11 protein-coding genes are annotated in these 13973 nt (G+C 40.7%); 6 read left to right on the top strand and 5 right to left on the bottom strand.

The window, feature by feature from the left end; translation table 11 throughout:
- Positions 1-31: 31 nt before the first annotated feature.
- Positions 32-634, bottom strand: coding sequence for a 4Fe-4S double cluster binding domain-containing protein (locus T344_RS0123910; RefSeq protein WP_027630788.1), 603 nt, complete (start codon positions 632-634; stop codon positions 32-34).
- Positions 607-969: a hypothetical protein gene (locus T344_RS0123915; protein WP_027630789.1), complete on the bottom strand. Its 363-nt coding sequence runs from the start codon at positions 967-969 to the stop codon at positions 607-609. Before T344_RS0123915 ends, T344_RS0123910 begins: the two co-directional genes overlap by 28 nt.
- A 384-nt stretch (positions 970-1353) precedes the next feature.
- Here T344_RS0123915 and T344_RS0123920 point away from each other — a divergent pair, with 384 nt between their 5' ends.
- On the top strand, positions 1354-2235 hold the full coding sequence (locus tag T344_RS0123920) for a DMT family transporter (protein ID WP_034863016.1): 882 nt from the start codon (positions 1354-1356) through the stop codon (positions 2233-2235).
- A 32-nt stretch (positions 2236-2267) separates the two neighbouring features.
- On the opposite strand, the gene T344_RS0123925 is transcribed toward T344_RS0123920, so the two are convergent.
- The gene (locus tag T344_RS0123925; RefSeq protein WP_027630791.1) at positions 2268-2858 is read right to left on the bottom strand and encodes a helix-turn-helix domain-containing protein; all 591 of its coding nucleotides are present in this window, start codon (positions 2856-2858) and stop codon (positions 2268-2270) included.
- Between the two features lie 192 nt (positions 2859-3050).
- On the opposite strand from T344_RS0123925, the gene T344_RS0123930 reads away from it, so the two are divergent.
- The 4 genes from T344_RS0123930 to T344_RS0123945 all read left to right on the top strand — a co-directional run bounded on the left by T344_RS0123930 (position 3051) and on the right by T344_RS0123945 (position 8582).
- Positions 3051-4838: an aminopeptidase P family protein gene (locus tag T344_RS0123930; protein ID WP_027630792.1), complete on the top strand. Its 1788-nt coding sequence runs from the start codon at positions 3051-3053 to the stop codon at positions 4836-4838.
- A 165-nt stretch (positions 4839-5003) separates the two neighbouring features.
- Positions 5004-5642, top strand: coding sequence for a TetR/AcrR family transcriptional regulator (locus tag T344_RS0123935; protein ID WP_027630793.1), 639 nt, complete (start codon positions 5004-5006; stop codon positions 5640-5642).
- Between the two features lies 1 nt (position 5643).
- A complete protein-coding gene (locus tag T344_RS0123940; RefSeq protein ID WP_027630794.1) occupies positions 5644-6342 on the top strand; it encodes an ABC transporter ATP-binding protein in 699 nt (232 codons plus the stop codon).
- Positions 6342-8582 carry an ABC transporter permease gene (locus T344_RS0123945; RefSeq protein ID WP_027630795.1) on the top strand — a complete coding sequence of 747 codons (2241 nt, stop codon included), beginning with the start codon at positions 6342-6344 and terminating at the stop codon, positions 8580-8582. The genes T344_RS0123940 and T344_RS0123945 overlap by 1 nt, the downstream gene beginning before the upstream one ends.
- Before the next feature lie 73 nt (positions 8583-8655).
- On the opposite strand, the gene T344_RS0123950 is transcribed toward T344_RS0123945, so the two are convergent.
- Together T344_RS0123950 and T344_RS0123955 are read right to left on the bottom strand one after the other, a co-directional pair.
- Entirely contained in the window at positions 8656-10203 is a 1548-nt protein-coding gene (locus T344_RS0123950; protein ID WP_027630796.1) for a response regulator transcription factor, read from the bottom strand.
- Between the two features lie 48 nt (positions 10204-10251).
- Positions 10252-12057 (bottom strand): cache domain-containing sensor histidine kinase, encoded by a 1806-nt coding sequence (locus tag T344_RS0123955; RefSeq protein ID WP_027630797.1) that lies wholly within the window; start codon positions 12055-12057, stop codon positions 10252-10254.
- A gap of 213 nt (positions 12058-12270) precedes the next feature.
- Between T344_RS0123955 and T344_RS0123960 the strand changes: the two genes are divergently transcribed.
- Positions 12271-13947 carry a type 2 periplasmic-binding domain-containing protein gene (locus tag T344_RS0123960; protein WP_027630798.1) on the top strand — a complete coding sequence of 559 codons (1677 nt, stop codon included), beginning with the start codon at positions 12271-12273 and terminating at the stop codon, positions 13945-13947.
- Positions 13948-13973: the final 26 nt, after the last annotated feature.

The raw sequence follows: 13973 nt of genomic DNA on the forward strand, positions 1-13973 counted from the left end.
TTTCACGTGTATTTCTTCACATTGTATTATTTTAAGGCAGCCTGTATTTTGGGTTTATAAGAGCTTTCAGGTTACTTGAAAGGTGGTGATAATACATGGATATATTCAGCTCTTCCAGTTTAGCTGCAAGAGCTGGAGGGAGTTCCTCAAATCCCCTGTTTTCAAGAATTAATGAAGTTTCGGCTTCATCCATTTCTGCAAGCACTTCAACCTTTTCCAACTGTTCCCTGTTAAGCGGACACTGCAGCTGGCATCTGAGGCAGCCCACCAGGCAATTGTGGGAATCAGGTGCAATCCAATCGGGAAATTCCGGCGTACCTTTAAATTCATTGTAATAAGTAAGGCAGCGTTCGGCTTTAATAAGAAACCTATCTCCGGTAATGGCAGCTGTGGGACATTTGGATATACAAGCATGACAGTTTTTACACATATCCATAACCCGGATATCACTCCAGGTTTCATCTGTACCGGTGCAGGGAAGATCGGAATAAAAGGCTGACAACAGAAAAAAGCTTCCGAATTCAGGTATATATGTGATGTTGTTGGCACCATATTTTGCCAGGCCGCTTCTTACGGCAATAAGCTTTTCAGGCAGTCTTGCCACTCTTACGGCATTATACCCGCAGCTTTCCACATTTTATTTAAGTGCTGCTTGATTTCCTCCGGCTTTTTATAGTACTCTGTGTAGGTGGGCGGTATCAATGCCGGGAATCTTATTCCATTATAGTTGAAATTAATTTTTACAATAGGGCTGGGTGAAGCAACTATAAAAATTGATTTTACCGGATTTGCGGAAGCCGGAATATTGTAATTATGAAAATCATTAAGTAGTTTATAAATGCCTGCATCCAGATATTTGGCTTCATTGAGTTTTTCAATTTCCTTTTGAAGCTCTTTCAAATGCTCTACTGATATGCTGCGGGCAGGATATCCCTTCTTTTGAAGATACTCAAGAATTCTTTCAACCATCAAAAAATACCTCCTTGGCATTTGTATTATTCTATATTATCAAGTTTCATACAAAACACCAGTGTAAAAAAACGTAGAATTAGTGGAACATTCTTATATTGTATTGACTTGTAATCTTGCTGTGATAAAATTGATTTAAGTAATAGTAAACTTAATGCTGCTTGCTTAAATTTGGATTGCAATTTCAAAACGTTTGACAGTTACCTGGAATAAAGAATTTGAGTGATGATGTATACGAATTATTCAGTGATTTAAATTAAGTTCTAAAGATTATAAATTCATAGGAGTGAAATCGCGGCAAGTATACCGGCGTGTCCGGCAAAATTAAAGCTTATGATTATTTATTAAAAATTACAAAGGTTAAGTTGAAGGGTGATATATGATATGAATATAACAGACATAACACCAAGGAAAAGCCTGGCATTGTCCTTACTTGCGGTAACAGCTGTTTTCTGGAGTCTCGGAGGACTTCTTGTAAAACTGGTGGACTGGAATCCCATAGCTATTGCAGGTGCCCGCAGTTTAATAGCCGCATTGCTGATTTTGTTTTTTATTAAGAAACCCAGTTTTAAATTTTCATTTTTGAAGTTTGCATCAGCATTTGTGTATGCCGCCCAGGTAATTTTGTTCGTATACGCCACAAAACTTACCACAGCTGCAAATGCAATAACTCTTCAGTATACGGCTCCAATATATGTTGCAGTATTCGGAGCACTTTTTCTCAAGGAAAAGGTGAGATGGTACGATATCATCACTATTGCAGCGGTATTTGGCGGGATGCTGCTCTTTTTTATTGATAAATTATCCCCCGGAGGATTGCTGGGAAATATTTTAGCCATAATCAGCGGAATTGCATTTGCATTTCTTGCATTGCTTCTGAGGCTTCAAAAGGATGATTCTCCGCTGGATAGAATTTTCTGGGGAAATATTATGACCGCTGTGGTTGCCCTGCCATTCATGTTTCAGTCCATGCCTGATACCAGAAGTTTATTGGGCATAAGCCTGCTGGGTATTTTTCAGCTTGGCCTTTCCTATATATTGTTCTCAATAGCAATAAAAAATGTAACTGCTCTTGAGGCCGTCCTGATTCCTTTTATTGAGCCGGTTTTAAACCCTATTTGGGTAGCCCTGGTGGTACATGAATTTCCGGGGATTTATTCCATGATAGGCGGAGGTTTTGTATTGCTTGTTGTCGCTGCCAGATGCATTTATACATACTATCTATCTGTAAAGCAGGGAGCGGCATCAGATGAGATCGGAGGATGAACACATGTATCCATCTGATTTGGTTAAAAAATTCATATTTTTTGGGCCGGAGCATCCTGCTGGCTTTCGTGGAACCGGTTAGGCGTGCTTACCATCAGCAGCTTCACTATTTTATTGGTATTATTTTCCCAGTTGTGGGACAGGGTTGAGCGGATATGGACCGAATCACCGGGATACAGTTCGGTTTTTTCGCCGTCATAATAATAGGTCAATATACCTTCGAGGATATAAATAAATTCTTCTCCTTCATGAGTGTATGTCAATACGGTCTCATTATCTCTCTTGGGATAAACCTCTACCAGGCGGGGAAACATGTTTTTGTCGCCCAGGCTGTTTGATAAATGAAATTGTATAAAATTATCCTTATCCATAAAAACTATTTCGCGCTCATAACTTTTCTGGATAAATCTGCTCTGTTCCTTTGCAAGAGTGAAAAAATAATTGATGTCCACACCCAGAGCCTTTGAAATATTATCAAGAGAATCGATTGCAACTGTGGTCAGACCTCTTTCCAGTTGGGACAGAAATCCTACAGATAGATTGGTAAGCTGGCTTAACTCTTTTAAAGTAAGTTTTTTATCCAAACGCAGTCTGTTTATTTTTGAACCAATTTCAGAAAACATAATTATCCTCCGTTTTTATGCTGGATGCATTTTAACATATATTATATCAAATTTTAATATAAATGAATACTTACCATGAAAGATAACATTGACTGCAATATTATGTATGCTAAAATTATATTTAGTAATATTAAATAAATACTGATTATTTCTAATATTATTTTCCGAAGGGATGTGTACTGGATGTGTACAATGAATGTAAATGAAAAATTATTTGAACTGCGAAAACATATGGACCGCTATGGTTTGGATGCATATATTATTCCAAGTCCCGATCCGCATATGAGTGAATATGTGGCCGACCACTGGAAGGCAAGGAGCTGGATATCAGGCTTTACAGGCTCGGCCGGCACTTTCGTCGCAACAAGGAATGAAAGCGGGTTGTGGACAGACGGAAGATATTTTATACAGGCTGAAAAGCAGCTGGAAGGTTCGGAGATCAAGCTGTTTAAAATGGGAAATACAGGTGTGCCCACTTATACCGAATGGCTCGGAAGTGTTCTGGAGAAGGGGGAATGTGTGGGTTTTTCAGGAAAAATGATTTCACAGCTTACATACAGGGAAATGGAAGAAACCTTTTCAAAAAAAGGAATAACAATCAATTCCCATCATGATTTAATTGATGAAATCTGGCAGGACCGGCCGGAAATTCCTTCTGCAAAAATTTTTACGCATGAAATTTGTTTTACCGGTTTATCGGCAGGGGAAAAAATCGATAAAGTGCGTGAAGAAATGAAGAAAGCAGGGGCAGGTTATTATGTAATAAGCAGTCTTGATGATATCGCATGGCTTTTCAATATCAGAGGCGATGATGTTCCGTATGTATCTGTTACTATTTGCTACGCCTTGATATCAATGACCGGGGCAGTTTTATTTATAAACAGGAACAAGATACCTTCTGATATAACAAGGGTACTGAATGAAAATAAAATTGAAATTCTGGAATATGAGGACATCAAGGATATAATTGCCAAACTTGGCAGGGAACAGGCTGTTGCATATGATCCCAAAAGAACAAACCGCTGGATATACGATTCCATAAACCCGGAATGTAAAAAGATAGAAATAGATGAAATAACAACCGTGCTCAAAGCTGTAAAAAATGAGACCGAATTGGCAAATATCAGACAATGTCAGATAAGTGACGGAATTGCCATGGTTAAGTTTCTCATATGGCTGGAGAACAATATAGAGAAGGAAGTAATCACCGAGTTAACTGTTGATGAAAAGCTTGAGTACTACAGGAGACAGCAGCTGAATAATCTCGGCCCCAGCTTCAAGACTATTGCCGGCTACAGGGAACATGGGGCAATGATGCATTATACTGCAACAGAGGAAACCCGGTATGTGCTTGAAAATAAGGGAATGATGGTTGTGGACTCGGGAGGGCAGTATCTTAACGGTACTACCGATATTACCCGTACAGTGGTTTTCGACCGGGTAAGCGATGAAGAAATTTTTGATTTTACTATGGTATTGAAAGCAAATATTTCACTTTCCTCGGCTAAATTCCTATACGGAGCCACCGGATCCAATCTCGACATCCTGGCACGAAAGCCTTTGTGGGAAATCGGATTGGATTACAAATGCGGTACCGGTCATGGGGTAGGCTACTGCCTTAGTGTCCATGAAGCCCCTCACGGCTTCAGCCAGGTCCCCAACAAAGTAAAATTGGAAAAGGGAATGATTGTAACAATAGAACCTGGAATATACAGGGAGGGAAAGCATGGAGTCAGAACAGAAAACATGGTTCTGGTCATTGAGGATGAAAATAACGAGCATGGACAGTTTTTGAGGTTTGAACCAATAACCTGCTGCCCTATAAGTTTAAAAGGTATAAATCCCGACCTGTTGACCGACCATGAAATCAAATGGTTAAATGATTATCACGGCAAAGTATATGAACTGCTTTCATCTCACCTTGACAATGAAGAAAAAGAATGGTTGAAATATAATACCAGGAGCATTTCGAAGAATTAAGCTTTAAATCCCTTTAAAATACACCCAATCCGTAACTTGCGGATTGGGTGTATTTTTTTAAAAAAATTTATTAAAGATGAACTACTAAAAGATATTGACACAATGACTCGCTGGTCATATAATATGACTTGTCAGTCACTATATTTGATACAGGAGGGTGAACCATTGCCGAAAAGAACCTTTAACCGTCTTGACGACGACAAGAAAGAAAGAGTTATACGGGCAGCAATTGAGGAGTTCCAGGCTCGTGGCTTTGAAAATGCAAAAATAGAAGCGATCGCCCGAAACGCAGAAGTCGCCAAAGGCAGCATCTATCAATATTTCGATGATAAAAAGGAGCTGTTTATATATTCCGTCACATGGACTCTGGAATATTTTATGAAAATAATTGACAGGCAGACTCCGCTTCAGGATATGGACGTATATGATTATTTTTTATCAGGAAGCCGTGAACGTTTTGAACTGTTGAAACAAGAGCCCTTGCTTGTTGCATTTTCCATGGATATCTACACGGGTAAATTCGGTGGTTTGGCCCTGGAAGCAACCCGCGAATTATCCCGGATCGGTGAGGAATATGAGCTTAAGCTGATTGCCAATGGCAGAAGAAAGGGTACGGTCCGCGATGATCTGGATGATAAAACCCTTTTGCTGTTTTTTCAGGGAGTAACCGAAAAATTTGACACAGAGATCATGGAAAAGGTCAAAAGCTTTGATTATAATCCTACCGAAGAACATTACCGTGAAATGGAGAACCTGTTAAAAAATATGATTTCATTATTAAAGCAGGGAATGGGGAGGAATTAAAATGTTTATTATTGTTGAAAAACTGAAAAAAAGCTATCAGGCCGGCAAAAGCAAAAACGATGTGCTCAAGGGAATCAGCCTTACGCTTGCAAAAGGGCAGACAGGAGTGATACTCGGCCCCTCCGGTTCGGGGAAGTCGACGCTGATGAATATCATCGGAGGCGTTGACCGCGCCGACAGCGGCAGCATCCATGTGGATGGCCAGGAAATCACTTCTCTTGGGGATGACGGGCTGACGGATTACCGAAGGGATTCGGTCGGTTTCATCTTTCAGTTTTATAATCTGGTTCCCAATCTGACCATCACAGAAAACATCGAGGTGGTTTCCAACATATCAAAGGCTCCGCTTGATATGGATACAGTACTGAACGCGGTTGGCCTTGAAGCGAAAAAAAAGAGCTTCCCCAGGGAACTGTCAGGAGGAGAGCAGCAGCGGGTGGCAATTGCCCGCGCGATTGTGAAAAATCCCAAGCTGCTTCTGTGCGACGAGCCCACCGGAGCACTGGATTATGAAACGTCCCACGGCGTGCTTTCCCTTTTGCAGAAGGTAAACCGCGACTTTGGTACAACTATTCTGATGATTACCCATAACACCGCAATCGGCGATATGGCCAACCTGGTATATAAGTTGCGCGGAGGAGAGATCGTTGAAACGATCAGGCATGATGAAACGGCCGCGGCGGAAAGGATTGAGTGGTAATGGCGCTTTTTAAAAAAGTAATACGGACCATGCTGGAGCATAAGGCTCGCTATATTGGTTCCATGCTGCTGCTCATGATCAGCAGTATGATGTTTATTACGATGAATATGACGTCTATGAACCTGGACAATATGTTCAAGAAATTTTCCGGGCAGAACGTATTGTCCGACGCAGAATTTTCAACAGCTGCCGCCATCGACACGGCGGCTTTCGGCCGGCAATTTGCCGCAAAGGCGGAAGTCGGCAGCACGGCCGACTTCCAGGTAAAGCCCGGTCAAACGCTGAGGGTGTTTTCTGCTATGAGCGTTGTGAACATCCCGGCCGTTCAGGAGGGTAAACTTCCGGACAGCTCGGAGATCATGCTTGACCGCCCGTTCGCGGAAACAAACGGATATCGTATCGGCGATCAAATTACCGTTGCAGGCAGGAAATTTACCGTTTCGGGGTATGCCCTTCTGCCCAATTTCATTTATGTGATCAAATCGAAGGAAGAAATGATGAATAACCCCAGCACTTTTGGCATTGCCGTGGTGGGCAGGGAGGATTTGGAAACCTTGCCTGGCAGAAACAGGGTTTACGCCATCCGTTTTGATGACAGGGAAAATATCAAAGCTCAGGAAGCCTCGGTAAAGAATGAGCTGCGTTCTCAAGGCATCAGGGTAACCAACTGGCAGAGTACAGTGAGAAAGGTTAATGTATCCTATGTTCCCATGGAGATTGATGTATTATCCACAATGAGCGCCGCCGTGCCGTTTGCCATGCTTGCGCTTGCCTGCGTTTTGCTGGGGATGCTGATGTGGCGTACCATTAAAAGCGAAACGGTCATCATCGGGACATTTTACGCCCAGGGCTATCGGAGGCGTCAGCTTGTCCTCCACTATCTTACTTTTCCCCTTTTTATATCCATCATCGGCTCTGTGCTTGGTTCCGCATTTGGGCTGCTGCTGGTAAACAGCGTGCTTCGGCTCATGCTGACCGCTTTCCCCATGCCGGTATACAAAACGCTGCTGAATCCATGGCTGGTTCTCTTGGCAGTCGCGCTGCCGGTTGTCATTCTCTGCGGCGTTACCTGGTGTATTACAGGAAGAACGCTGAAAACTGCTCCGGCAGTTCTTATGAAAGGCGGAGAAGCAAGAGGCAAGGTCAATTTTATTGAGCGCAGCCTGCGGCTCGACCGTCTTGGATTCAATACGAAATTTAAAATCAGGGAACAGATCCGCAGCCTGTCCAGAACCTTTTTCCTGATTTTCGGGGTTATCGTAGCCACCATGCTCATGCTGTACGGGCTGACGATGAAAAGCTCCGTCGACTATATGCTGAGGGAAGGAATCAGCGAGCTTTACAATTTCAAATACGAATATGTTTTCACGTCGGCAAAAACCGGAATGCCGCCTGCGGGAACAGAACAGTTCAATGCGGCGTATGTGAGCCTTGCCGACAATGAAGACATAAGCTTTTATGTTACCGGAGTCCTTCCGGCCACCAAAATGGTACGGCTGAAGGATGCCTCCGGACAACCGTTCCAGCCGGATCAGACCACAATTACGGCAACGCTTGCACAGAAGCTTAATGTGAAAGCCGGCGACAGTGTGACGGTATTCGATACCGAAAACGGAAAGAAACACACTTTTGTCATTGAAAAAATGGCCGATACCTATGCGGGCGATTTTCTGTTCCTGCCCCTTGACAGATTCAATGCGGAATTCGGATACCCTGCCGATGCCTATCTGGGGATCTGGGGCAGCGAGGCCATGACCTTCGCTCAAGGCGAGATCCAAAGCACCAAATCCATTGACACAATTGTTGCGGGACTCGGCAAGATGATTGACCAGATGGGTCCTATGATTTACGGCCTGATTGCCGCCGCTTTCCTGCTGGGTCTTATTATCATTTATATTGTAACAGGCCTGGTAGTCGACGAAAGCCGGACCAGCATCTCGTTAATGAAGGTGTTCGGATACCGGAAAAAAGAGATAGGGAGGCTGGTGCTGGACAGCAATACCCTGATTGTTGTTTTGGGATATCTGCTTGGCATCCCGGCCTTGCTGGGTACGGCAGGGGCTTTCTTCGGCTCTCTGACCGAAAACCTGCAGGTGGTACTGCCAGTCAAGCTGAGTGCCTTATACATGCTGTTTGGTTTTATCATCGTGATGGCAACCTATGAGTTTGCCAAATGGATGTGCAGAAAAAAGGTGGCCCGGATTCCGATGAGTGAAGCACTGAAGGCGGGAACAGAATAGAGGCAAATAACGGATCACTGATAATAGTGCGCCAGTGCAGCTTCAAAAAAATTTTAAAGTTAGTGCTGGCGCACTATAGAACTTCTTTTTCAAAAATATGTTCTTCATCTGAAAACAATCCGTTTCTGTACTGTGTTGGTGTTATTCCTGTTATTTTTTTAAATATTTTGAAATAATACTTTTCATCTGTAAAGCCAACCTTTTCAGAGATTTCATAAATTTTATACCTGGGCTGGATCAAAAGGCTTTTTGATTTCTCAACCCTTATTTTTTGGATAAAATCCGAGAAATACATTCCTGTATCTTTTTTGAAAATATTGCTGAAATAGCTTGCGTTCATATTGATATAGCCGGCTACTTCCTCCAGGCTCAGATTGTTAACATAATTTTCTTCAATATACTTTATTGCAGCGGCAATTTTATTGTTATATCTGTTATCACAGGATTCATTTTCAAATTTGTTAATGTTTTTAAACATCTTCTTTACATTGATCCTGAAATCCGCAAGAGATTCGGAGGATTGGTAGAGATGTTCGATAGTCATATAATTTACCAGCAGCTTTTTCTTATCAGGGGGTAAATGGTATTGAACAAGGTTTTCCAGTGAATTTTTAATTAGTGTAGGTGTAACAGGCTTTAACCTTAATAAGAAATCAAATAAATGGTCAATGCTGATAAAAAGCTCCTGAGGATATTTGCTGTGCAAAGAATTGAGGAATTCTTCGTAATATGTGTTTAAGGCCGGCTGCAAAATTATATTCTTTTTTAATTCGGAGTATAAAAAAATCGGGGAAGAGCAGTCCAACAATCTGTAATCCAAAGCATCCCTGGCATGTTTAACCAGCTCGGTCAAACTGGCTGCCGAGTCTGACCACTCGCTGATACCCGAATATGCCGTTTTAAATGCCGAAATATGCTCTTTTATAAGAGGAATAACTTCCGAATATTCCTCCTGAGCTATGTTTAGCAGGCAAATAATGTTACTATGGCCTGCAACATAACAATAAAATATGTGCAAGGGAGCGGCATGCTTATGAAGAAAATCTAAAAGTGTGTCATTAATGGCCCTGCAATGGATGCATAAAACGGCAAAACCATTTTGAGGAAAAGAGATATCGGCATTTGATAAAATAAAATTTATTTCACCGGAATTGTGATATCCTTCCATTATTTCTCTTAAAATAACATTGTGGTATTGTTTGATTTTTTTAGCATTATCCAGCCTTTGGATCTGCTCCTGTTCTTCCTGTTTAAGCTGCTCTATGAGCCTTGAGAGGGTACCGTAAAGCTTATCCTTTTTAACGGGTTTTAACAAATACTCCGAAACATCACAGCTTATTGCTCTCTGAGCATAGGAGAATTCACCGTAGCCGCTTAAAATTACATATTTGGCTGTGGAACCGGCTTTTTTCATATGTTCTACAAAATCCAGCCCGTTAAGCTGCGGCATTTTAATGTCCGAAACAATAATATGCGGATTGTACCGGTCAATGGAAACGATGGCGTCTTTGCCATTCTCTGCTTCGTAAATATTTTCAATTGGCAGATCCATTTTTCTGATAATTTTTGCAAGGCCTTTTCTTATCGTATTGTCATCTTCTACGATCAAAATGCTGTACATACTGACTGACCTCCTATATTGACCATTTATATTTATAATAACGAATTATTATAATGAAAAAGGAATTTTGACAGTTATGGCAGTACCCTCGTTATAGCTGCTTTCAATACCTATGCCGTATTCATCACCAAAATACAGCTTTATCCTGCGGTTTACATTCATTAGACCGATGCCTGTCCCGGTTGAATTTGAATTGTCGTTCAGACTGTTCTCAAGGTTCCTGCTCAATTTTTGAAGTTGTTGGTCCTCAATACCCTTGCCGTTGTCACGGATGGTAAAAATTATACTGTCATCGGCCAGTTTACCGCAAATCGATATCTCAAGGAATTCCTGATTGCTTCGAAATCCATGTATAATACAGTTTTCCACAAGAGGCTGCAATACCAGATTTAAAATAGCAGCCTGGCATATTTCCTCCTGAATATTAAACTCAGCTTTTATTGTGTTGTTGCGTATCAGATTTTGAATCTTTATATAGTCTGCCAGGTTCTCCAATTCGCACTCTACATTGATCAGGTGATTTCCAGTATGTATGTTTTGTCTTATAAGATTGCCAAGCGCAGTGAGGCCATCTGAGATTTCTTCTTCATCGTGGAGTTCGGCAGTCATTTTCAAGGATTCCAAAGTATTGAAGATAAAATGGGGTTTGATCTGGGATTGCAATGCAGACAATTCAGATTTCTTTTGAGCTATCTCTGCCTTATATACTTTATTGATAAGCTCTTGAATATTGCATGCCATGATATTGAAGTCAAAGCTTAATTTATCCAGCTCATCGGCTCCGTTGACTTCAATTCTGGTATTAAAATTTCCCTTCTGGAATGAGACAAAGGCATTTGATAATTTTTTTATTTTCTTGGTCATAAAATAACCCAGGTAGTATGCAAGTATTAAAAGCAGAATAAATGTAACTGAAATCGTAACGATATAGTTTCTTTTTGATGAATCAAATAATTCTTCAATTTCGGCAGTGGAAACAACACTTATAATATGAACACCCAATCTGTTTATTTCCTGGGATTTTATAAAATAGTCGCTTCCTTCATAAGTATATGCATATTCACCGTTTGAGCCCTTGAGCAATCTATTTAAATCATCCTTTTTCATCAAGGATTCCAGTAACGGAGTGTTTTTTCCGGATATAATATTTCCTGCACTGTCCACAACGGCCAGATAACCGCTTTTTCCCACAGGAGAAACATTAAGTGAATCAAAAAGCAATCTGGGATTTACCTCCAGCTCAAGATAGGAGGAAGATGACTTATAAACAGGATTGATAATGCAGAACAGAGAAAAAACAGGCGATGTAGCAGGGTTAAGGGTATCCACCTTTCTATACGCACGCTGCTCATGATACTTTTCCCAGTAAGGCAAGCCCAGACTTGTATTTTTTTTAACCTCCATAAACCATGCCTCATACTCAAATTTTGAAGAATGGACAAAGGTATCAATTTCAGAAATACTTTCATTTAATGTAATGATATTTATTTTACTTATTTTGTGATTTGTATTTTTAAACCACTTGAACATGGGTGAGATCTTATTTGTCATGGTAATATACGAATCATTGTTAAAAGGCTGGTGCCTTTCATTCAGATAAGCGGTCAAAAACGTATCTGCCGACAGCTGAAAGCCGATATTCTCAATGGAGGTTAAAGCTTGATTTATATTGTTGGTTTCCTGGTTCAGCCTCTGGGAAATCATTGTGGAAGTGTTCTCGCTCAAATACATGGTAAACTGCTTGTAAACCAGTATACTGCTGATGGTCAAGGGAATGGTTATTAAGATAATATAGGAGAATAAAAGCTTTGCTTTAAAGCTTGAATTATGTAATGATTGCAATATTCTTAACATAATATTTACCAACCCTAAAAAAATATTTGAGAAAATTTTAACCAGAATTTTTACTTGTAATTAAAAAATTATAATTATACTATACAAAAAAAACTCTTGCTTTTCAACTTTTTATAGTAATATTACACTAAAAACAAATATATTCAACTGACATCGATTTTTTTTGTTGCTATATTATTGGTATATCAATAATTAAACAACAGGAGGAATTTTATGAAAAGATTGGGTATTATGTTACTCTCTTTGGTTTTGCTGCTGACAACGGTGGCAGGCTGCGGAAGCGAAGGAAAGGATAGTGAAGTATCAACGGCTACAGGTTCACAATCTAAATCTTCAGCTGCTGGAAAAGTTAACGAGTACGGCTGGGAAGTTCCTGAAAAAACATTGGAGATATCCTATTATGTTGGTCAGGACAATCCTGATACAGTTGCTAAGAATTCCAAACTCATAAGCGATCTTTTGCTGGAAAAGTTTAATGTGAAATTAAACAAGATAGTTTATGACACAGATATGATTGAAAAGCTTAATCTAATGCTTGCATCCAATGACTATCCTGACGTAATCTCAAATATGAAGGTAGACGAAGCACTGAAATGGGTTGATCTTGGAAAGGCCCAGGAATTGACACCGTTAATTGATGAATATGGCCCTGAAATCAAAAAACAAATGGGTGATTATTTAAAAAGATATGAGGATGATGACGGAAAAATATTCAATCTTCCTGTGGGCTGGGGATTGCTTCCAATAGCAGACGCTGCAGCTCAGGTAAGGTTGGATTGGTACAAGGAAATCGGTTCACCTGAATTTAAAACACCGGATGAATACTATGAAGTCTTGAAGAAACTGGTAGAAAAGCATCCTGTAAATGCTGCCGGTGAGAAGGTATACGCACTGGGAGCATGGAAAGATGATGTTTATCCTACAATGATTCCTGAGCAGCTTGGTGGAATATGGGGCTTGAAAAGAGGTTATAAAGAAGATGCTGATCATAACCTGACCCACTGGGTAAATACAGATGAAGGCCTTGAATTAACAAAATGGTACAACAGATTTGCCCGGGAAGGGTTGCTGGATCCCGATACCTTCACACAAAAGAGGGACGACTGGGGTGCCAAATGTTCAAACGAAAGATATGCAGGACATTTTGCCACCTGGTGGGTGACCAAGGATTTTGGCAACATGACCTGGTTAAAAACCAAAAAGGATTATAGCGACGATATGCGTTATCCGCACTATGACATTAAGGCCCCCACTGCAGAAAAATCATATCTGAATCCAAAGAGCACAATGGGATGGGGCAGAACCATAATTACAGATAAATGCAAAAATCCAAAAGATGTAATGAAGTGGTGGAATTTCGAAGTATCGGATATGGGAACCAAGCTGTTGTCATGGGGTATTCCGAATACTGAAACCTCAGTATGGAATCTGACTGATTCGGGAGAATGGTCCTGGAATCAAAATATGACTAAAACGCTGGAAGACAGTACTTTTGATCAGGCCAAGTTCGATTTGAACGGTGGAGTATCCTATTGGATGGTAATGGGACAACAATTACATGAAGACGGTACTCAGGCATGGATTGATCAGAACTTCCCAAGCAAATGGTTCAAGTTAAAGGATGAAAATCTAAAAGATACAGTTTTTGACTTCTCTGCTTTCTTTGCGATCTCCCTTCCCGCAGATGAGCCTGTAACAGTTGAGAATCAACAGGTCAGGGACATAGTGACTACAGGCTTTGCAAATGCTGTTATGTCAAAGACAGAAAGTGAATGTGTTGCCAAATTTATGGAAATGCGGGAAAAAGCAAGCAAGGCAGGCCTCAAGGAAGTTGAGGATTTTTATTCACAACAGTACAAAAAGAATCTGGTAAAGTGGAACATGGAGTAATGGCACAGTAATTTTACATACAAGGT

This window comes from Ruminiclostridium cellobioparum DSM 1351 = ATCC 15832, assembly GCF_000621505.1.
Classification (GTDB): Bacteria; Bacillota; Clostridia; order Acetivibrionales; family DSM-1351; genus Ruminiclostridium; species Ruminiclostridium cellobioparum.